An 18,949-nucleotide genomic window follows, 5' to 3' on the forward strand; every position below is an offset into this window, starting at 1 on the left:
ACTCTAACCGGAGGTGATCGCGGCCAGCCGCCGGTAGGAGTCCAGCAGGGCCTCACGGTCGTACGTGCTGGTCGTGACCAGGACCTCCTGGGCGCCCGTCTCCTTCAGCACCGTCTCCAGCTCGTGCGCGACCTGCTCCTCGGTCCCGGCGATGTGACCCGTCAGGCCGGACTCGTAGAAGCCGCGCTCCTTGGCGGTCATCGTGCGTGCCTCCACGCGCTCGGCGGGCGGCAGCGGCGGGAAGGTGCCGTGGGTGCGGGAGTACGCCATGGACCAGGCCTCGGGGATCAGCAGCCGCCGGGCCTCCTCGGGGGTGCCGGCCACGGCGATCGTGCCCGAGATGACGACATAGGGCTCCGGGGCCCAGGCGGAGGGGCGGAAGTGCCCGCGGTAGTGGTCGATGCCGCGCCGCATCCTGTCCCGGTTCCTGAGGTCGCCGATGACCATGGGCAGGCCGGAGCGGGCGGCGATGCCGGCGCCCTCGCCCATGGCCAGGACGAACGGGGGCACGGTCAGGCCCTCGGCGGGGCGGGCGTGCACCCCGGTGGGGGAGGTGCCCCGGAACCAGCCGAGCAGCTCCCCGAGCTGGGCCTCGAAGTCCTCGGCGTCGCCCTTGTCGCGGCCCAGGGCCCTGCGCACCCCGTCCGTGAAGCCGACGGACCGGCCGAGGCCCATGTCGATCCGTCCGGGGAACAGCGACTCCAGCACCCCGAACTGCTCGGCCACGACCAGCGGCCGGTGGTTGGGCAGCATCACCCCGCCGGTGCCGACCCGGATCGTCCGGGTCGCGCCCGCGACAGCGGCGGCCAGCACGGTCGGCGCGGAACCGGCCACCCCGGGCACGCCGTGGTGCTCCGAGACCCAGAGCCGGTGGTAGCCGAGCCGCTCCAGTTCCCGCGCCAGCCGCACGGTGTCGCGCAGCGCCTCGGGGTGGGTGTGCCCCTCGCGGGTGCGGGAGCGGTCGAGGACGGAGAGGCGCACGGGATCCATACCAGGTTCTACGCCGGGCGGGGCCGCCGGTATTCCGCCGCGGCGCGGGGACACCACCGCCCGGAAAACCGGGTGACCGCGTCCTGGCACGTCAGGACAATGTTCGAACCCCGTAGCGAAAGGCGGCCGACCATGACCGTCCCCAACGTCCTGCTCTCCGGCATCGTCGGCTCCACCGCCTACGGTCTCGCCCGCCCGGGCTCGGACATCGACCGCCTCGGCCTGTTCGCCGCGCCCACCGAGGAACTGCACGGTCTGCGCCGGCCGAAGGAGTCGCACGTCAGCACGGCGCCGGACCGCACCCTGCACGAGGCCGCCAAGTGGTGCCGGCTGGCCCTCGGCGGCAACCCGACCGCGATGGAGCTGGTGTGGCTCCCCGACGACCTGTACGAGGTGCGCACCCCGCTCGGCGACGAGCTCATCGGCATCCGCACGGCGTTCCTGAGCGCCCGGCGCGTCCGGGACGCCTACCTCGGGTACGCCACCCAGCAGTTCCGGCGGCTGGAGACGCGCGGCGACGGGTCGTTCTCCGCCGACACCCGGAAGCGCACCGCGAAGCACGCGCGGCATCTGAAACGGCTGTGCGGGCAGGGCCTGGAGCTGTACACCACCGGGCGGCTGACGATCCGCGTCGAGAACCCGGACGAGTACCACGCCTTCGGCGAGCGCGTCGCCGCGGACCCGTCCGCCGCCCTGCCGCTGCTCAGGCACTACGAGGCCGCCTTCGACGAAGGGCCCACGGCGCTGCCGGACGAGCCCGACGAGGCGCCGGTCGAGGCCTGGCTGCGCCGGGTCCGGGCGCACTTGTGGGCGGAGACGGCGAGCTCAGCCGTCGGGGCGTAGCAGGCCGCGCTCGTAGGCCCTGACCAGGTTCTGCGGGACGAGGTGACGGACGCCGTCGACGGTGACCGGGACCAGTGTCGGGGTGGCGGCCTTCCACTGGGCGCGGCGGTGACGGGTGTTGCTGCGGGACATCTTCCGCTTCGGGACAGCCATGGGACTCCTCCTCGTGATCGGGCACCGAGGACGCTACATGAAAATGGATCCCATTAACAATGTGCGTCCCGGTGCCCGGCCACCGCTGCCCCGGAGAGGCGTGTCAGTCGTCGGCGCCCACGAGCATCCGCACCTCGAACTCCTCGTGCGCGGCGGCCTCTTCGGCCGGACCCTTGTCGAGCACCGTGCCGAGCCAGCCCAGGAGGAAGCCCACGGGGATGGAGACGATGCCGGGGTTCTGGAGCGGGAACCAGGCGAAGTCGGCCTCGGGGTAGAACGAGCCCGGCGTCGAGGAGACGACCGGGGAGAAGGTGGCCAGCAGGACGGAGCAGAGCAGGCCGCCGTAGAGGCTGAGCAGGGCGCCCTTCGCGCTGAAGCGCCGCCAGAAGAGGGTGTAGATGATCGTCGGCAGGATCGCGGACGCCGCGATGGCGAAGGCCAGGAACGCGAGCGTCGCGGTGTTCGCCCCCCAGGCGACGAGGGCCAGCAGGATGCCGAGGACACCGATGACCGCCCCGGACAACCGGGCGACGGTCAGTTCCTCCGTCTCGCTCGCCCGGCCCTTGCGGATCACCTCGCTGTAGAGGTCGTGCGCGAGGGAGGAGGCCGCGGCCAGGGTGAGGCCGACGGCCACGGCGAGCAGCGTCAGATACGCCAGACAGGTCAGCAGCGCGGTGAGGACACTGCCGCCCAGCTCGTGGGCGAGCAGCAGGACGGAGGCGTTGCCGGTGCGGTCCGTGCTCTCGATGGTGTCCCGGCCGAGCAGCGCGGTGGCGCCGAGGCCCATGATGCCGGCCCCGAAGCAGACGGCTCCGACCAGGCCGACGGCCCACAGCACGGAGGAGCGCAGGACGCCGCTGTTGCGCGGGGTGAGCAGCCGCATCAGTACGTGCGGAAGGGCGGCGAGGCCGAGCACGATGGCCAGTTCGAGGCTGAGGAAGTCCAGCTTGTTGCTGACGGTGCCGCCGTAGCGCAACCCGGGCTGGAGGAAGCTCAGGCCGGAACCGCTGCGCTCGGACGCCCTCTCCAGCAACGCGTTGGGGTTCCAGTCGAAGTGGTGCAGCACCCAGCCCGCGGTGAACAGCACGCCCACCACCAGCATCACGGCCTTGATGATCTGGATGACCGTCGCCCCCGGCATGCCGCCGAGGGAGGCGTACAGGATCACGAAGACGCCGATCACGACCACGCACAGGGTACGGGTGGTGCCGCTCGGCACACCGGTGAACTGGGTCAGCAGGGTTACGCTGCCCACGAGTTGGGCCACCAGGTAGAGCGTGGCGATGGCCAGGATGCAGACCGCCAGCGCGACCCGCACCGGCCGCTGCTGCCGGGGCAGGCGCAGCGCCACCGTGTCGCCGAGCGTGAACTTGCCCGTGCGGTGCAGGGGTTCCGCGATCAGCAGCAGCACCATCATCCAGGCGACGGTGGTGCCACCGAGGTACATCAGCCCGTCGTACCCGGTCAGTGCGACCAGCCCGGTGCTGCCCAGCAGGGTGGCGGCGGACAGGTAGTCGCCGCACATGGCGAGGCCGTTGCGCAGCGGCGACATGGCACGGTTGCCGAGGTAGAACTCGCTGATCTCGTCGCGCTGAGGAGCCGTCAGCAGCGCCGTGAACAGGGTGATCACGACGACGGTCAGAAACAGGACGAACGTCAGCTGCAGGCTGTCGTCGTCGATGGCGGCGGCGGTCACCACGTGCGGAACCCCCTCGTTCCGTGCCGGAGCGGCTGCCCGGCCACCCCCTGCGGGGACGCCGCCGGACGGGCGCGGCGGCTCCCGGTCTCATAGAGCCGGGATTTCAGGCCGCGGGCGAGCGGATCGACCCGGGTGCGCATGTGCCGGACGTAGCACCATGCGGTCACGCCCATGACGACGAACTGGCCGAGGCCGAGGGTGAGTCCGAGTGTGAGGCGGCCGTACAGCGGCTGGTTCATCACCGCGGGCACGAAACTCGACAGCAGCACATACAGCAGGAATCCACCGACGGACAGGACGGTCGCCCTGATGCCGAACCGACGCTGTGCGCGGCGCAGAGAGTGGAATTCGGGAAGGTCGGATATACGAGACGGCGGAGTATGTTCGATGTGCGGAAGCGGGAATGTGGGAGTGTCGTCCCGCTGTGGTGAATATTCGGGCACAGGCGCACCTTCTTCGCTGCATCGTGCCCCGCACTCGACCCCGGCGGGTCAGTGGCCGCGTCCGGTTTTCGGGCAGGGTGAAGGGATGCCGGACGCGCGGTGGGGGTGCGGGCTCTGTGGGGGGCTCGTGAATCCGGAAAGCTCGCTGTTCGGATTCACGCGGACGGCCTCGGGGTTCTGTGTGGAGATCCCCGACCAGCCCCGCCACGGGTGGTGGCGAGGCTGAGAGCGGAGTATGTCAGTGCTGTCCTTGAGGCATCAACTGCTAGAACAGTGCGGACCATTTTCCGGCTCAGGCTGTCTCAAATGCGCTTAGGCTGGGCGGCGTGAGTGACGACCGCAGCAAGGCCCCGCTGGCCGTGTTCGACCTGGACAACACCCTCGCCGACACCACGCACCGGCAGAAGTTCCTGGAGCGCAGGCCGAAGGACTGGGAGGGGTTCTTCTCGGCGGCGCCGCAGGACCCGCCGGTCCCGGAGGGCATCGCGCTGGTCCGGGAGAGGGCGCGGGAGTGCGAGATCGTCTACCTCACCGGGCGGCCCGAGCGCTGCCGGCGCGACACGCTGGACTGGCTCGCCGCCCAGGGGCTGCCCGAGGGGCGCGTACACATGCGGCGGGACGCCGATCGCCGGCCGGCCCGGTTCACCAAGCTGGAGATCCTGCGGCGGCTCGCCCGCACGCGCGAGGTCCGCGTCCTCGTGGACGACGACGAACTGGTCTGCGCGGACGCCCGGCGCGCGGGCTTCACCGTCGTACGGGCCGACTGGGTGACCCGGTCCGCCGACATGAAGGCGGCGCAGGAGCGCGAAGGGCGCACCTGAGGCGCCTGCGGGGGGACCGTTCGCCGCGACCTACTCGGACTCGTCCAGCCGGAAGCCCACCTTCAGGCCCACCTGCCAGTGCGCGATGTTCCCGTCCTCGAGCTGGCCGCGCACCTGCGTCACCTCGAACCAGTCCAGGTTGCGCAGCGTCTGCGAGGCCCGTTCGATGCCGTTGCGGATGGCCTGGTCGACGCCGTCCGGCGAGGTGCCGACGATCTCCGTGACCCGGTAGGTGTGGTTCGACATACCGCTGCTCCTCTTCCCATGACGTTCCTGTGACGGGAGTGTCACGCGTCATTCCACCGTGCCCCAAGCGGCGGCGAAGCGCGAGACGTCGTCTCCCGCCGTCGCCGCCGCCCCGGGTTCCCCGGTGTCAGCGCGCCACGCTCAGCGACAGCGCGAACCGGCCCGGGCCGTCGGTCCACCAGTGGCTCAGGTCCAGCCCCGCCGCGAACAGTTCGGCGCGCACGCCCTCCTGCCGGAACTTCGCCGACACCTCGGTCCGCATCTCCTCACCCGCCGCGAAGTCGACGGTGAGATCGAGGGCCGGCACCTTCACCGTCCGCGCCGTACGGGAACGCAGCCGCATCTCGATCCACTCGTGCTCGGCGTCCCACCGCGCCACGTGGTCGAACTCGTCCGGCTCGAAGTCGGCGCCGAGCTCCCGGTTGATCACGGTCAGGACGTTCTTGTTGAACGCGGCCGTCACCCCGGCCCTGTCGTCGTACGCCCGGACCAGCACCTCCTCGTCCTTGACCAGGTCCGTGCCCAGCAGCAGGGCGTCGCCCGGGGCGAGCAGGGCGCGTACGGACGCCAGGAACGCGGCGCGTTCGGCGGGCAGCAGGTTGCCGATCGTGCCGCCGAGGAACGCCACCAGCCGGGGCCCCGGTGTGTCCGGCAGGGTCAGTTCCGCGGTGAAGTCGGCGATCAGCGCGTGCACGTCCAGCCCCGGCCGCTCGGCGGCGAGCGCCTGCCCGGCCTGGGTGAGGGCGCTCTCGCTGACGTCGACCGGGACGTAGGTGTGCAGGACCGTGAGGGCGTCGAGCAGATGCCGGGTCTTCTCCGAGGAGCCGGAGCCGAGCTCGACCAGGGTGCGCGCCCGGGTCGCCGCGGCGATGTCGCCGGAGCGGGCCACGAGGATCTCCCGTTCGGCGCGCGTGGGGTAGTACTCGGGCAGTTCGGTGATCTTCTCGAACAGGTCGCTGCCGTGCGCGTCGTAGAACCACTTCGGCGGCAGCGTCTTGGGGTGGCCGGTCAGACCCCGGTGGACGTCGGCGCGCAGCGCGGCGTCCGTGGCGTCCTCGGGCAGGGTGCGGGTGAGGCGGAACGGGCTCACGTACGGGGCTCCTTCAACGAGGGGGAGGGCACGGAGGCGTCGGTCGGCTCCTTGAGCGGGGTGAGCAGCACGTCGGTGCGGCTCGCCGCGAGCAGGGTGCGGTCGGGGACCTCCTGCCAGTGCGGATCGTCGTCGTAGGGCTCGGAGGCCACGACGGTGCCGCCGCCGGGCCGGGTGAGGTACCAGAGGGTGTCGCCCCAGGCGGTCGCGGTGATGGTGTCGCCGTTGGTGAGCAGGAGGTTGAGCCGCGAATCGGGGGCCGCGGCGGCTACCTCCAGGACCGTGTCGGCCATCGCCTGGCCCTCCTCGTCGCCGCCTCGCAGCCGCGCCAGCACCAGCGCCCACACGAGCGCCGAGTCGTTGCGGGCCTCCAGGGACAGCAGGTCCTCGTGCGGCAGCGTCCGGGACAGCGAGGCCAGCGAGCCTGGCCAGCCCCGGACCGCCCCGTTGTGGCTGAACAGCCAGGTCCCCGCGGCGAACGGGGCCGCCGCGGCCTCCGCGTCCGCGCCCGACAGCGTCGCGTCGCGCACCGCGGCGAGCAGCGCGGTGGACCGTACGACCCGGGCGAGATCGGCGAACGACAGGTCCGCCCAGATCGGCCCGGCCCGGCGGTAGCGGGCCGGCACCGGGTCGCCCTCGGCGTACCAGCCCACGCCGAAACCGTCGGCGTTGACCGTCCCGTACCGCTGGTGCCGGGGCGCCCACGACTGCCGGTACAGCCCGTGCGCGGGATCCACGAGGAGCCGGCCCAGCGCTTCCTGCGGCCCCACGTACGCCACGTGACGGCACATCAGACGTCCTCCGACCGGGCCGTGCGGAATCCGGAGAAGATCTGCCGCCGGATCGGATAGTCCCAGTTGCGGAAGGTGCCCCGGCAGGCCACCGCGTCCACCGCGAACGAACCGCCGCGCAGCACCTTGTACTCGGGCCCGAAGAAGACCTCCGAGTACTCCTTGTACGGGAAGGCCTTGAACCCCGGGTACGGCAGGAAGTCGCTCGCCGTCCACTCCCACACGTCGCCGATCAACTGCCGTACGCCGAGCGGCGACTCACCGGCCGGGTAGCTCCCGGCGGGCGCCGGACGCAGGTGCCGCTGCCCGAGGTTGGCGTGCTCGGGGCCCGGGTCGGCGTCGCCCCACGGGTAGCGCATCGAGCGGTCGCCGGCCGGGTCGTGCCGGGCCGCCTTCTCCCACTCGGCCTCCGTGGGCAGCCGGCGTCCCGCCCAGCGGGCGTAGGCGTCGGCCTCGTACCAGGACACGTGCAGCACCGGCTCGTCCGGCGGGACGACCTCGGTGACGCCGAACCGGCGCCTGAGGAACTGCTTTCCGTCGCGCCGCCAGAACAGCGGGGCGTCTATGCCGTACTTGCGGATGTGCGCCCAGCCGTCGGCCGTCCACCACCGCGGGTTGTCGTAACCGCCGTCCTCGATGAACGCCTGGTAGGCGCCGTTCGTCACCGGGGTGGTGTCGATGCGGAAGGGCGCCACCTCGCGCCGGTGCGCGGGGCGTTCGTTGTCCAGGGCCCACGGCTCGCCGGAGGTGCCCATCGTGAACGGGCCACCCGGGACGAGGACTTCGGACGGCCCGGTCACCAGCGGCGCCGGCTCCGGATCGGGCGCCGTCAGGGCCGGCGGGCCGGTACGGAGCTGATGGGTGATCAGCATGGTCTCGTCGTGCTGCTGTTCGTGCTGCGCGATCATCCCGAAGGCGAACCCGGCCTCCGTCAGCCGGGTCCCGTGGAACGCGGCCCGCTCCAGCACGTCCAGGGCCCGGCCGCGCACATCGGCCGCGTAGGTGCGGGCCTCGGCCGGCGACAGCAGGGGCAGCTTCGGCCGCTCGGCGCGCGGGTGCTCGAAGGCGTCGTAGAGGCCGTCGATCTCGGGGCGTATCGCCTCGTGCCCGGCGACGGCCCGCAGCAGCCACTGCTCCTCCTGGTTGCCGATGTGCGCGAGGTCCCACACCAGCGGCGACATCAGCGGCGAGTGCTGCGCGGTCAGGTCGGGCTCCTCCACGCAACTCGTCAGCAGGGTGGTGCGGTCGCGGGCGACGACGAGTGAGGCGACCGCCCGCTCACGGAGCACCTCGGGGTCGACGGTCCCGGCGTCGACAGCGGGATCGGTGTCGGTCATGAGCGGAAGTCCTTCCCGTGGGCGCGACCGTCCGTGGCGCGCTGTCGGTCGAGCAGGTCGTCGGCGGGGCAGCGGCCCAGGACGACGTAGCGGTCCAGAAAGGCGGTGACGGCCTCGACGACCTCCGGGGAGGCGCCGAGCCGGGGCAGGGCGTCCAGCGCGGTCGTGAAGCACGTGACGGCCACCTCGCGCAGTTCCGCGTCGGCCAGGCCGTTGCGGGCCGCGTCGAGCCACAGCGGGTTGTGCGGCGCGGGCAGCCCCAGCGTCCGTTCCGCCAGCGGCTTCACGGCCCGGTAGGCGGTCTCGGTGGCCTCCGGGTCGTCGAACAGCGCGGCGGTCACGGCGAGCGGCACGATCCAGCCGTCGTCTCCGGGCTGCGCGTCGACCATGCGCAGTTCGAGATGGCCGCGTGGTCTGACCGGCGGGAACAGCGTTGTGACGTGGTAGTCGAGATCCTCCCGGGTGGGCGGCCGGGGCGCGCCCGTGCGGATCCAGTCCCGGAAGGTGAGCCCCTCGGGGACGTCCCAGGGCCCGCCGTCCCGTCGTACGCACATCACGGGGGAGTCCAGCACGTGGCGGGCCCAGGCGCCGCGCGGGTCGGTGTCCAGCCGCGGTCCGCCTGCCCGGCCGGCGCCGATCCGGGTCCACACGAGCTGCCGGGTGGACAGCCAGCCGGTCGGCCGGTGAGCGGCGAGCGGGGAGTTGGCGAACGCGGCCACCAGGACGGCGCCCAGATGGTGCGCCAGCCACCAGCGCCGCACCAGGCCGAGCGGCCCGGGCTCCTCGTGGCCGGCGTCCAGGCACACCTGCACGGAGGCGGAAGTGCACATCATGGCGCGGCCGGCGGGGCCCGTGCGGTCCAGGCACGCCTCCATGGCGTCGTAGCGCGGTTCGCGCAGGAACCGGCGGGGTTCGTGCCAGGGATCGTGGCCGAGGCCGACAAGGGCGAGGTCGTCCTGGCGCAGAACCGCGCGGACGGCGTCGAGGTCGGCGGAGACGGTACCGATGCACTCCGTCAGCGAGGCGGCGGGGGGCGAGCTCAGCTCCAGCTGGCCGCCGGGTTCCACGGTGAGCGCCGACCTCAGAGGCACGGTTCGCAGTGCGGCGTAGGCCGCTTGCAGTCGTTCGGTTGTGACGGGGAGCTGCGGTGCGCGCAGCTCGTGGACGAGCCATTCCACCTCGACCCCGAGGCGGCGTGGCGGGCCGGTCTTGAAGCAGATGCCGCGGACCAGCGCCTCGACTTCGGCTTCGGACAATGAGGTGCGTGGCCGGGTACAGCCACTTACCGAATCGGACATGTCGGGATCCTCCTGAGATTCCACCATGCCACCGGTCCGGGCTCTTCGGCGGCCCGGGCCGGGATCACTCGTCCCACCCAAGACGCTCACGTCGCTCGGCACAAGGGGGCGAAGCGGGGCGTTCCCGGGCGGTCATGCGGCCGGGCCCGGTGTTTCCAGGCACTTTCCCCGGCGTTCTCCCACGGCGAAAACCCTGTTGCACCGAGGCTCAGGCATCACCCACGATGCCTGCGTGAGCACGACAAGAACGGCCGCGCGGCACGCGGTCACGGCGCGTACGGGGGTGGCGCCGTGAGCGCGCGCCTGCGCGGTATCGCGCAGCAGACCGAGCAGATCGTCGCGGCCGGGGCCTACCGCGCGCCGGACGGGCGTGAGGTCTCGATCGCGGCGGAGCTGCGGGCGGCGCGCGAGGGTACGCGCCTGTACGGACCGGAACCGGTGCGGGTGCCCGCCGATCGGGTGACGGGGCCGCGGCGGACGCTGGTCGAGGTCACAGGCGAGAGCAGTCTGGAGGCCGCCCGCCGGCTCGGCGGGCACGTGGCCGTGCTGAACTTCGCCTCCGCCCGGAATCCCGGCGGCGGTTATCTGAACGGCGCCCAGGCCCAGGAGGAGGCCCTGTGCCGGGCCTCCGCGCTCTATACCTGCCTCCTTGAGGTCCGCGCCTTCTACGACCATCACCGGGCCCACCGCGACCCGTTCTACACGGACCGTGTCATTCACTCACCGGCCGTGCCCGTCTTCCGCGACGACCGGGGCACCTTGCTGCCCGAGCCGTACACCGCGGGCTTCCTGACCTCGCCCGCGCCCAACGCGGGCGTGGTGCTCCGCACGGCGCCCGAACGGGCACCCGAACTGCCGCGGGCCCTCGCGGTCCGGGCCGAACGCGTCCTGGAGACGGCCGTCGCCCACGGCTACCGCAGGATCGTCCTGGGCGCCTGGGGCTGCGGGGTGTTCCGCAACGACCCCGCGCAGGTGGCGCAGGCGTTCCGGGCGCTGCTGGGGCCCGGCGGCCGGTTCGCGGAGGCCTTCGAGCACGTGGTGTTCGGAGTCCTGGACCGGACGCGGGACCGTGCGGTGCTGGGCGCCTTCCAGGAGACCTTCAGCTCCAGCCGTAGCGCTCCTGCAGCCGGCGCCTGACCAGGTTGAAGCGCATACGGTCCAGGGCGCAGGCCTCGCGGCGCATGCCGTCCTCGTGCAGGCGCAGCACGCGGTCCACGTCGACCCACGAGTCCCGGTCCGTCCGGTCCCACGGCCCGTTGCCGATCGGCACCCACTCCCGGTCGCCGTCGTGCCGCTTGCTGGACAACTGCACGGCGAGGAACGTGCCGCCCGGCTCGCGGGCGACCACGAGCACCGGGCGGTCCTTGCCGCGGCCGTCGTTCTCCTCGTAGGGCACCCATGTCCAGACGATCTCCCCGGGGTCCGGGTCGCCGTCGTGGGCGGGGGAGTACTCCGTGCGGACACGGCCCACCTCGCGCGGGTCGGCCTGGACCGTGGCGGAGGGGCCGTGACGGCCGGGGACGTTCTCGTCGGCAAACGTGCTCACGGGGGCACCTTAGAGGCTGCCCCCGCGAGCCCGCCGTCCGGGTCGCTCGTCGTCCATCTGCACCTTCGGGCTCTGTCCGTTGAGTGACGAGGTGCCCTCTCGGCACCTGACTCAAGGAGAGTGTGCTCCTGCGTGGAGTCTGGGTACCTGCTCGATCGCCGTCGCTCACGCGGCAGCGGAACGTGCCGTGACCGGCGGCGACGGCCACTTCTCGGACCAGCGCAGCTCCGCCTCCAACTGGGCGGCCACCTGCACGAGCAGGGGCTCGCTGTTCGCCGGGCCCAGCAACTGCGCGCCGACCGGCAGTCCGTCCGCCGTGAATCCGGCGGGTACGTTGACGCCGGGCCAGCCCAGCACGTTCCACGGCCAGGCGTACGGGCAGGCGGCGATCATCGCCCGGTCGGTGGCGAACCCGCTGAGTTCGAGCAGGGCGCCGATCCGGGGCGGGGGAGCGGCGGTCGTCGGCGCGAGAACGACGTCGTAGGAGGTGAAGAACCCGCCGATACGCCGGTGCAGCACGGTCTCCGCACGCCGGGCCGCCCGCAGCGGGGCACCGGCGAGCAGCCGGCCCAGCCGGGCCGCGTCCCGGGTGCGCCGGTCCAGCAGCGCGGGGAAGGGCGCCTCGCCCACGCGCTCGGCGATCCCGGCCGTGGCGCGTGGCACGAAGGTCAGACCGATCTGCCCGTACGGCGGGTCCGCCTCCTCCACGATGTGCCCCGACGCGGCGAGCCGCTCGGCCAGTGCGACGACCCGGGTCCGCACCTCGGGCAGGAGCCGGGCGGGCACCGCCGTGAAGGGCGGCTTGAGGGAGAGCGCGATGCGCAGCCGCCCGGGGTCGCGGCCGACGGCCCCGGACACGTCGAGGGCCGGGGGCCGGTGCGGGTCCCGCGCGTGGTTGCCGCTCGCCGCGTCCAGCAGCAGGGCCGCGTCCGCGACCGTGCGGGCCAGGGTGCCGTTGACGGTGATGCCCTGGAAGGACTCGCCGCGCGGCCAGGTCGAGACCCGGCCGCGTTGCGGCTTGATGCCGACCAGATGCGTCCACGCGGCCGGGATCCGCACCGAACCGGCACCGTCCGAGCCGAGCGCGGCGGGCACCAGACCGGCGGCGACCGCGGCGGCCGATCCGCCTGAGGAACCGCCGGGCGTGTGGTCCGTGCTCCACGGGTTGCGGGTCGCGCCGAAGGCGGGCCCCTCGGTGAAGGGCCACTGCCCGAACTCGCAGGTGTTGGTCTTGCCGATGATCACGGCCCCGGCCGCGCGCAGCCGCCGCACCGCCTCGCCGTCCTCGGCGACCGGCGGGAACTCCCCGCAGCAGCCGAACGCGGTCGGCTCACCGGCCACGTCCATGTCGTCCTTCACCGCGACGGGCACACCGAGCAGCGGCTTGTGCGCGCGCTTCGAGGCCGGGCCCCGGTCGGCGGACGCGGCCAGTTCCAGGTCCGCGGCGTCGGCCTCGGCGAGCGCGGCCTCGGCACGGACGATCCGGAAGGCGTTGAGACCGGCCTGGCTCGCCTCGATCCGCGCCAGCGTCCGCTCGACCAGCGCCCGCGACGTCACCTCCCCGGCGGCCAGCGCACGGGCTGTCTCCGCCAGGCCTTCGGAACGGTCGAGCGTCATACGGACACCTCCGGAAGCGGCTGTCTACCGAACGGTAACGTCCGGTGGCCGGTGGCGGAATGCCGACGACAGCAGTGGACGTTCACCCACCGGCCGCATCTACCTCACTGGGCACATCGGCCCCTGTTCAAACCATTGACGGCCCTCCGCTGCGCCCTTACGTTCTGAGCCCCCACGTCTGATCGAGTTGCCGAACTCTGTTCGGTATATCGAATCCTGGTGTCCTAGGGAGAGCCGCCCGTGACCCCACACCCCGCCGCCCCGTCCCGCCGCACGCTGCTGCGCGCCCTGGCCGCCCTGCCCGCCTCGGCGGTCCTGCTCGGCGAGACCCCCGGGCTGCTCGGCAGCGCCCTGGCCGCCGCGCCCCCGAACGGCTCGGCCACCCGCTACACCATCGTGCCGTTCCTCAACAGCAACGACGGCACGGTCAACGTGTACCAGTCGGACGACGCCACCGACTTCCGGCTGCTGCGCTCCTCGGCGTACACACCACCCGCGAACCGGATCCGCGACGCAGCCGTCATCAGACACACCGACGGCTACTACTACGTCACCTACACCACGCACACCTGGCAGGACCCCAGCACGACCATCGGTTTCGCCCGCAGCTCCGACCGCGTCAACTGGACGTTCCTGTACGACTACACGGTCCCGATCGCGGGCCTCTCCCGCGCCTGGGCGCCCGAGTGGTTCGTCGACAGCGACGGCAGCGTGAACATCATCGTGTCCTGCTCCACCACGAACGACGAGTGGATCTTCACCCCGTACCGGCTGAGGGCCACGAACTCGGCGCTCACGGCGTGGAGTTCACCGGTCGCCCTCTCCGGCATCGGCGCCAACCACATCGACACGTTCATCGTGAAGATCGGCTCGACGTACCACGCGTTCCCGAAGAACGAGACGACGAAGTACATCGAGTACGCCACCGCCTCGAACCTCACCGGCCCGTACACGATCCGCAGGACGGGCGACTGGGCCGGCTGGGGGAGCTACCGCGAGGGTCCGGCGCTGGTGCAACTCGACAACGGCGGCTGGCGCATGTTCTTCGACGGCTACGGCGACGGGAACTACTACTACAGCGACAGCTACGACACTTTCGCCACCTGGTCGGCCCCGGCCGCACTGCCCGCGATCTCCGGTACGGCACGGCACTTCACGGTGGTCAAGGAGACGGTCGCGGGCGGCCCGAGCCTGTCCCGGAACGTCACGCGCTCCTTCCGGTCGGCCAACTACCCGACCCGCTACTGGCAGCAGCAGTCCTCGCTCCTCAACCTGCCCGTGGTCAGCGCCTCCAGCACCACCGCCGAGAAGCAGTCCGCCACCTTCACGGTCGTCGCCGGCCTGGCCGACGGCAGCGGGTACTCCTTCCGCGACGCGGCCGGCAACTATCTGCGCCACTGGGACTTCCGCGCCCGCTTCGACCCGAACGACGGCACGAGCACCTTCGCCAAGGACGCCACGTTCATCCTCCGGACCGGCACGGCCTCGGGCTCCGTCCGCTTCGAGTCGTACAACTACCCGGGCCACTACCTGCGTCACTACGCCTACCAACTCCGCGTGGAGCGCTCCAACGGAACCGATCAGTTCCGGCAGGACAGTTCGTTCGTGCCGGTGGCGTCCTGGGCGTGACCTGCACTCCTGCTGACCTGGGCAATTATGCTGGAGGGCGGCTCGCTACAGGCGGAAACGGCCGCGAACGGGTGCTGCCGCCGAAACCGGTGTGCCGCCCGCAGATGGTTTCCGTTCGCCTGCTACTTGTCGACCAGCGACATGTGGTGCTCGTTGTAGCGGTCTCCCTGCACCCCGACCCGGCCGGCGAGTTCGTTGAGGTCCGCCAGTTCGTCGGCGGAGAGCGGCAGCTGGGTGGCGCCGGTGTTCTCCTCGATGCGGGCGATGCGCCTCGTTCCGGGGATCGGAACGATCGACGGATGCTGGGCAAGCAGCCAGGCGAGCGCGACCTGCCCCGGTGTGGCGTCCTTGGCCTGCGCGAGGGTGGCGATGTGCTCGACGAGAGCCCGGTTCGCCGCACGGTTCTCGGCCGTGAACCGAGGAATGGTGGTGCGGACGTCGCCGTCCGTGAACGACGTCGACGCGTCCACCGCCCCGGTCAGGAACCCCTTGCCGAGCGGACTGAAGGGCACGAAGCCGATCCCGAGTGCCGCGCACGTCGGCAGGACCTCCGGCTCAGGATCCCGGGTCCACAACGAGTACTCGCTCTGCACCGCCGTCACCGGGTGAACCGAGTGGGCACGGCGGATGGTCTCCGCACTGGCCTCCGAGAGCCCGAAGCCGCGGACCTTGCCCTCCCGCACGAGTTCGCCCACCGTGCCGGCGACGTCTTCGATCGGCACCTCCGGATCAACGCGGTGCTGGTAGAACAGGTCGATCGTGTCGACCCTGAGCCGTTTCAGGGAGGCCGTGGCGACGGCGCGGATCTGCTCGGGGCGGCTGTTGAGTCCGGCGGAGGCACCGTTCTCGATGCGGAATCCGAACTTGGTGGCGATCACCACTTGGTCACGCACCGGAGCGAGCGCCTCTCCGACGAGCTCCTCGTTGACGTAGGGGCCGTACACCTCTGCGGTGTCGAAGAACGTGACCCCGCGGTCGACGGCGCCACGGAGCACGGCGATCATGTCGTCTCGATCACCGGGGTTCGGGCCGTAGCTCTGGGACATTCCCATGGCGCCGAGGCCGATGGCGGAGACCCGGAGGTCGCGCCCGAGTGTTCGCGTGTGCATTTTTCCTCCTTGTTGATGCCAACACCGGTCGACGTTCGCCGCCGCAGGGCGGCCGCTGCAGCAACCGGTGTCCTTCTTGACGCTCGATTCCGGATCGAGCAATGCGGTCGACGCTCGCCGCTCCGAACGGTGACTGGACAAGCCCGAGGACGGCGGCACACTCGATGCTCACCTCAAACGCTGAACCGGTGATGTCGGCCGCGTGATCGCGCTGGGACCTTGGCGGCTGTCGTTCACCGCGCTGACCCCGGGAACAAACGCTGGGCGTTGGCCGTCGTCAGGGAACGCCACGTGGTCCCCTCCGCCGGTGACTCGGCCGCGTCGATCGCCGCGATGTGGGCATCGGCCAGCGGGGGAGGGGTCCAGCAGTAGTCGCTGCCGAACAGCACGCGGTCCGGATCGACGAGCTTCAGCAGCGCGGGAACCTGGCGTGGGAAGGCTGTGCCCGCCATGTCGTAGTACAGGTCCCGTAGTTGCTGCACCGCATCGAGAGAGGGTGACTCCTCCGAAGGCAGGAACAGCCTCATGAACTCGTTGATGCGGTCGGCCAGGACGGGAACCGCGCCACCGCAGTGGGGGACGATCACCTGCATGTTCGGATGGCGCGTCAGGACGCCCGCCATCACCAGGTCCGTGACGGTGCGGGCCGTGTCGAAGATGTACTCGACCATCGGCCGCGGTCTGCCGAGTGCGGACTGTTCCCAGCACACCGGCGACGTGGGGTGCAGAAAGACCACGGCCCGGCGGCGGTCGAGTTCCGCGAAGAGCGGGTCGAGGCGCTGGTCGCCCAGGTACACCCCGTGCGTGTGCGTCAGCAATGCCACGCCGTCGGCGTCGAGTTCGTCGAAAGCGAATGCGATCTCCTCCAGCGAGGCCTCCACGTCGGGCAGGGGAAGCGACATGAAGTTGCCGAAGCGGCCCGGGTGGTCTCGAGTCAGTTCGGCGGTGTACTCGTTGACGCGCCGGGCGAGGAGTCGGGCCGCCCTGTCGTCGCCGAAGTGCACGCCGGGGGAGGACATGGACAGCATCGCGGTCTCGATGCCGTTGCGATCCATCAGGTCCAGGTGTGCTTCCACGGACCACGACGGCCAGCCGCCAATGCCATCGGGGTGGGCGTGGCCCGCCGCTGTCGCCTGCTGGACGTAGAAGTCAGGCAGGAGATGGGCGTGGACGTCGATGAGGCCGGAAGACATGGCAGGAGGGATCCCTTCCTATGTGGCTTGCTGTAAGGCCGGTTGCCGGACTCGGCTCACTCCACCTGCTCGAGTCCGGCCAGCCGCACCTCTTCGTTGTCCAGGGCGGCCTGGAGCCGGCGCAGCACGGTGTCGTCGATCTTTCGCTCATCGCGGAGGCGTACGACGGTTGAGCGTTTGTGGGCGATGAGGGCGAGGCGGAGGTCGGTGTAGTGGCGGTTGTGGAGCAGGGCGGGATCGCCGTCGGAGCCCGTGCCTTTGGCCCGTACGGTCGCCAGGTGGGCCTCGTACTCCTGGCGCAGCCACTCCATGACCTTCGGGGCAGTGCCCAGTTCGTCAGCGAGTTGGGGCAGTGCCTCGATGGCTTCCTCGGTCGCCTTGGTCTCGGCGAGCACCTCTTCCTCGTCGACGGACGTGTCGCGCGGCAGCCGGGCCCAGCGCACCACGCCGGGCAGCAACAGTCCCTGCACCACGAGGGTCACCACGATGACGCCGGAGGTGACGAAGACGATGAAGGCGCGGTCAGGGAAGGGCACGCCGGAGTCGAGGGTCTCCGGTACGGACAGCGCCACGGCGAGCGACACCGCGCCCCGGAAGCCCGCGAACCCGCTGACGACGCGTGCCCGGTGACTGATTCTGCGCAGCCGCTGCTCGGGACGCCGGTCGAGCACGCGGATCAGGTAGGCGGAGGAGAACAGGAACGCGAACCGGACCACGACCAGCACCACGCTGACCACCCAAACCGCGATCAGGGCGTCCTGGAGGTCGGACCGGTTCAAGTGGCGCACCGCGTACTGGAGTTCCACTCCGACCAGGACGAACAGCGCGCTGTTGATGATGAATGTGGCCAGCGGCCAGAAGGCCAGTGCCTGTCGGCGATGTTCGGCGCGGATGAGGCTGGGAGCCACCTGGGCCATGATCAGCCCGCTTACGACGACCGCGAGGACACCGGAGGCGTGGATCATCTCGGCGAGCAGGAACGCCGTGAACGGCGCCAGGATCATGACGAGGTTGCCCAGCAGGGGATCGTCCAGGCGGCGCCGCAGGTTCATGTTGACCCAGGCGACCGCCACACCGACCGCCGCCCCGCCGCCGTAGGCAAGGAGGAACAGCGCGCCCACGTGGGGAAGGGTGAGGTGCTCCTCGCCGACGGTCAGCCCGACCGCCAGGCCGAAGATGACCAGTGCCGTGCCGTCGTTGACCAGGCTCTCGGCGCGCAGCACGGTGACCTCGCGGCGCGGCAGAGAGCGGGCCAGGACGCCCACCGCTGTCGCGTCGGTCGGAGCCACGGCCGCGCCCAGCGCCCACGCCGGTCCCCACGGCAGTCCGAGCGCGTGCCCGGCGGCCGCCACGGCCCACGCGGTGAGGATCACCAGGACCGTGCTGAGCAGGACGATGCCGCGCAGGTTCGAGCGGATCTCCCGCGTGGACGTGGTGAGGCTCTCCCAATACAGCAACACCGGCAGGAAGAGCAATAGCACCACGTCCGGCGGAAGCTGACTCTGGCGCACGGCTGGGACCAGCCCCACAAGAGCACCCACGACCAGCAGTACGACAGGCGGTGCAACACCCAAGCGCTGCGCGACGAACTGGCCGACCAGCACTGCCGCGCCCAGGAGTACGACGAGTTCGAGTCCGAGCATGGGCGCTTACTCCTGTGTCGGGCTGACTATGGGCGGCAGTTCAGCGGCCTGAACCAGGAATGCCTTGCTCATCCGGGCACCAGCTTCAGCGTCGTCGAGCGTGCCGCCACCATGGGGTTCACGTTCGCGCCGCCGAAGCGGCCGTACTTGGTGCGGTACGCGGTGTCGATGCGGTCGTTGATCTCGGAGTCGGCCACCTCGACGAAGGTGACGTTCTTGTCGACACCGCCGGAGCGGATGTGCCCCTCGTGGCTCGCGCGGGCCGCGTGCCACCAGCCGCCGTCCGTACCCCGGAACGAGCGGACGTACAGGTCGTCACCGTCACGGACGACCCAGATCGGCACCGGCCTGCGCGGCGTGCCGTCGCGCCGGAGCGGCGCCATCTCCAACTCGTCAGCCCCCGCGATGCGGTCGAGCTCGTCGCTCGTCCAAGTCGTCATCGGTGTTTCTCCAATGTCCTTGATCCGGTGAGGGCAGGAGGAAGCTCGTCACGGTCGTCGG

19 protein-coding genes are annotated in these 18,949 nt (G+C 71.3%); 4 read left to right on the plus strand and 15 right to left on the minus strand.

Features of this window, described 5'->3' with window-relative positions; all coding sequences use genetic code 11:
• Positions 1 to 3: 3 nt before the first annotated feature.
• Positions 4 to 990, minus strand: a complete 987-nt coding sequence (locus AB0G20_RS24470) for an LLM class flavin-dependent oxidoreductase (RefSeq protein WP_361305952.1) — start codon at positions 988 to 990, stop codon at positions 4 to 6.
• A gap of 132 nt (positions 991 to 1,122) precedes the next feature.
• Here AB0G20_RS24470 and AB0G20_RS24475 point away from each other — a divergent pair, with 132 nt between their 5' ends.
• A complete protein-coding gene (locus AB0G20_RS24475; RefSeq protein WP_361305954.1) occupies positions 1,123 to 1,833 on the plus strand; it encodes a nucleotidyltransferase domain-containing protein in 711 nt (236 codons plus the stop codon).
• Here the strand turns inward: AB0G20_RS24475 and rpmF are convergent.
• The 3 genes from rpmF to AB0G20_RS24490 all read right to left on the minus strand — a co-directional run bounded on the left by rpmF (position 1,816) and on the right by AB0G20_RS24490 (position 4,128).
• Positions 1,816 to 1,986, minus strand: a complete 171-nt coding sequence (rpmF, locus tag AB0G20_RS24480) for a 50S ribosomal protein L32 (protein ID WP_031108795.1) — start codon at positions 1,984 to 1,986, stop codon at positions 1,816 to 1,818. The two genes, AB0G20_RS24475 and rpmF, sit on opposite strands and share 18 nt — an antisense overlap.
• Positions 1,987 to 2,089: 103 nt before the next feature.
• Entirely contained in the window at positions 2,090 to 3,685 is a 1,596-nt protein-coding gene (locus AB0G20_RS24485) for a cation acetate symporter (RefSeq protein ID WP_361305956.1), read from the minus strand.
• Complete coding sequence (locus AB0G20_RS24490) at positions 3,679 to 4,128, minus strand: DUF485 domain-containing protein (protein WP_361305958.1); 450 nt, start codon at positions 4,126 to 4,128, stop codon at positions 3,679 to 3,681. The genes AB0G20_RS24485 and AB0G20_RS24490 overlap by 7 nt, the downstream gene beginning before the upstream one ends.
• Positions 4,129 to 4,454: 326 nt before the next feature.
• Here AB0G20_RS24490 and AB0G20_RS24495 point away from each other — a divergent pair, with 326 nt between their 5' ends.
• Positions 4,455 to 4,949 (plus strand): hypothetical protein, encoded by a 495-nt coding sequence (locus AB0G20_RS24495; protein ID WP_361305960.1) that lies wholly within the window; start codon positions 4,455 to 4,457, stop codon positions 4,947 to 4,949.
• Positions 4,950 to 4,979: 30 nt separating this feature from the next.
• Here AB0G20_RS24495 and AB0G20_RS24500 read toward each other — a convergent pair whose 3' ends face one another.
• The 5 genes from AB0G20_RS24500 to egtA form a co-directional block, all read right to left on the minus strand.
• Positions 4,980 to 5,195: a dodecin gene (locus tag AB0G20_RS24500; RefSeq protein WP_361305962.1), complete on the minus strand. Its 216-nt coding sequence runs from the start codon at positions 5,193 to 5,195 to the stop codon at positions 4,980 to 4,982.
• 127 nt (positions 5,196 to 5,322) lie between these two features.
• The gene (gene egtD, locus AB0G20_RS24505; RefSeq protein WP_361305964.1) at positions 5,323 to 6,285 is read right to left on the minus strand and encodes an L-histidine N(alpha)-methyltransferase; all 963 of its coding nucleotides are present in this window, start codon (positions 6,283 to 6,285) and stop codon (positions 5,323 to 5,325) included.
• Positions 6,282 to 7,076, minus strand: a complete 795-nt coding sequence (egtC, locus tag AB0G20_RS24510) for an ergothioneine biosynthesis protein EgtC (protein WP_361305966.1) — start codon at positions 7,074 to 7,076, stop codon at positions 6,282 to 6,284. Before egtC ends, egtD begins: the two co-directional genes overlap by 4 nt.
• A complete protein-coding gene (gene egtB / locus AB0G20_RS24515) occupies positions 7,076 to 8,413 on the minus strand; it encodes an ergothioneine biosynthesis protein EgtB (RefSeq protein WP_361305968.1) in 1,338 nt (445 codons plus the stop codon). The genes egtC and egtB overlap by 1 nt, the downstream gene beginning before the upstream one ends.
• Complete coding sequence (gene egtA, locus AB0G20_RS24520) at positions 8,410 to 9,711, minus strand: ergothioneine biosynthesis glutamate--cysteine ligase EgtA (protein ID WP_361305970.1); 1,302 nt, start codon at positions 9,709 to 9,711, stop codon at positions 8,410 to 8,412. Before egtA ends, egtB begins: the two co-directional genes overlap by 4 nt.
• A 291-nt stretch (positions 9,712 to 10,002) precedes the next feature.
• Between egtA and AB0G20_RS24525 the strand changes: the two genes are divergently transcribed.
• Positions 10,003 to 10,848, plus strand: a complete 846-nt coding sequence (locus tag AB0G20_RS24525) for a TIGR02452 family protein (protein WP_361305972.1) — start codon at positions 10,003 to 10,005, stop codon at positions 10,846 to 10,848.
• Here the strand turns inward: AB0G20_RS24525 and AB0G20_RS24530 are convergent.
• Both AB0G20_RS24530 and AB0G20_RS24535 read right to left on the minus strand, forming a co-directional pair.
• On the minus strand, positions 10,811 to 11,257 hold the full coding sequence (locus AB0G20_RS24530) for a type II toxin-antitoxin system PemK/MazF family toxin (protein WP_361305974.1): 447 nt from the start codon (positions 11,255 to 11,257) through the stop codon (positions 10,811 to 10,813). The genes AB0G20_RS24525 and AB0G20_RS24530 overlap by 38 nt on opposite strands.
• A 165-nt stretch (positions 11,258 to 11,422) precedes the next feature.
• Positions 11,423 to 12,874, minus strand: coding sequence for an amidase (locus AB0G20_RS24535; RefSeq protein ID WP_361305976.1), 1,452 nt, complete (start codon positions 12,872 to 12,874; stop codon positions 11,423 to 11,425).
• Between the two features lie 240 nt (positions 12,875 to 13,114).
• Here AB0G20_RS24535 and AB0G20_RS24540 point away from each other — a divergent pair, with 240 nt between their 5' ends.
• Positions 13,115 to 14,503, plus strand: coding sequence for a glycoside hydrolase family 43 protein (locus AB0G20_RS24540; RefSeq protein WP_361305978.1), 1,389 nt, complete (start codon positions 13,115 to 13,117; stop codon positions 14,501 to 14,503).
• Positions 14,504 to 14,625: 122 nt separating this feature from the next.
• On the opposite strand, the gene AB0G20_RS24545 is transcribed toward AB0G20_RS24540, so the two are convergent.
• The 4 genes from AB0G20_RS24545 to AB0G20_RS24560 all read right to left on the minus strand — a co-directional run bounded on the left by AB0G20_RS24545 (position 14,626) and on the right by AB0G20_RS24560 (position 18,888).
• Positions 14,626 to 15,612, minus strand: a complete 987-nt coding sequence (locus tag AB0G20_RS24545) for an aldo/keto reductase (protein WP_361305980.1) — start codon at positions 15,610 to 15,612, stop codon at positions 14,626 to 14,628.
• 233 nt (positions 15,613 to 15,845) lie between these two features.
• On the minus strand, positions 15,846 to 16,805 hold the full coding sequence (locus tag AB0G20_RS24550) for an amidohydrolase family protein (protein WP_361305982.1): 960 nt from the start codon (positions 16,803 to 16,805) through the stop codon (positions 15,846 to 15,848).
• Positions 16,806 to 16,861: 56 nt separating this feature from the next.
• Positions 16,862 to 18,448 carry a Na+/H+ antiporter gene (locus AB0G20_RS24555; protein ID WP_361305984.1) on the minus strand — a complete coding sequence of 529 codons (1,587 nt, stop codon included), beginning with the start codon at positions 18,446 to 18,448 and terminating at the stop codon, positions 16,862 to 16,864.
• A 68-nt stretch (positions 18,449 to 18,516) separates the two neighbouring features.
• Positions 18,517 to 18,888: a DUF2255 family protein gene (locus AB0G20_RS24560; RefSeq protein ID WP_361305986.1), complete on the minus strand. Its 372-nt coding sequence runs from the start codon at positions 18,886 to 18,888 to the stop codon at positions 18,517 to 18,519.
• Between the last annotated feature and the right edge of the window lie 61 nt (positions 18,889 to 18,949).

The organism is Streptomyces sp. NPDC024017, from assembly GCF_040638895.1.
Taxonomy (GTDB): domain Bacteria; phylum Actinomycetota; class Actinomycetes; order Streptomycetales; family Streptomycetaceae; genus Streptomyces.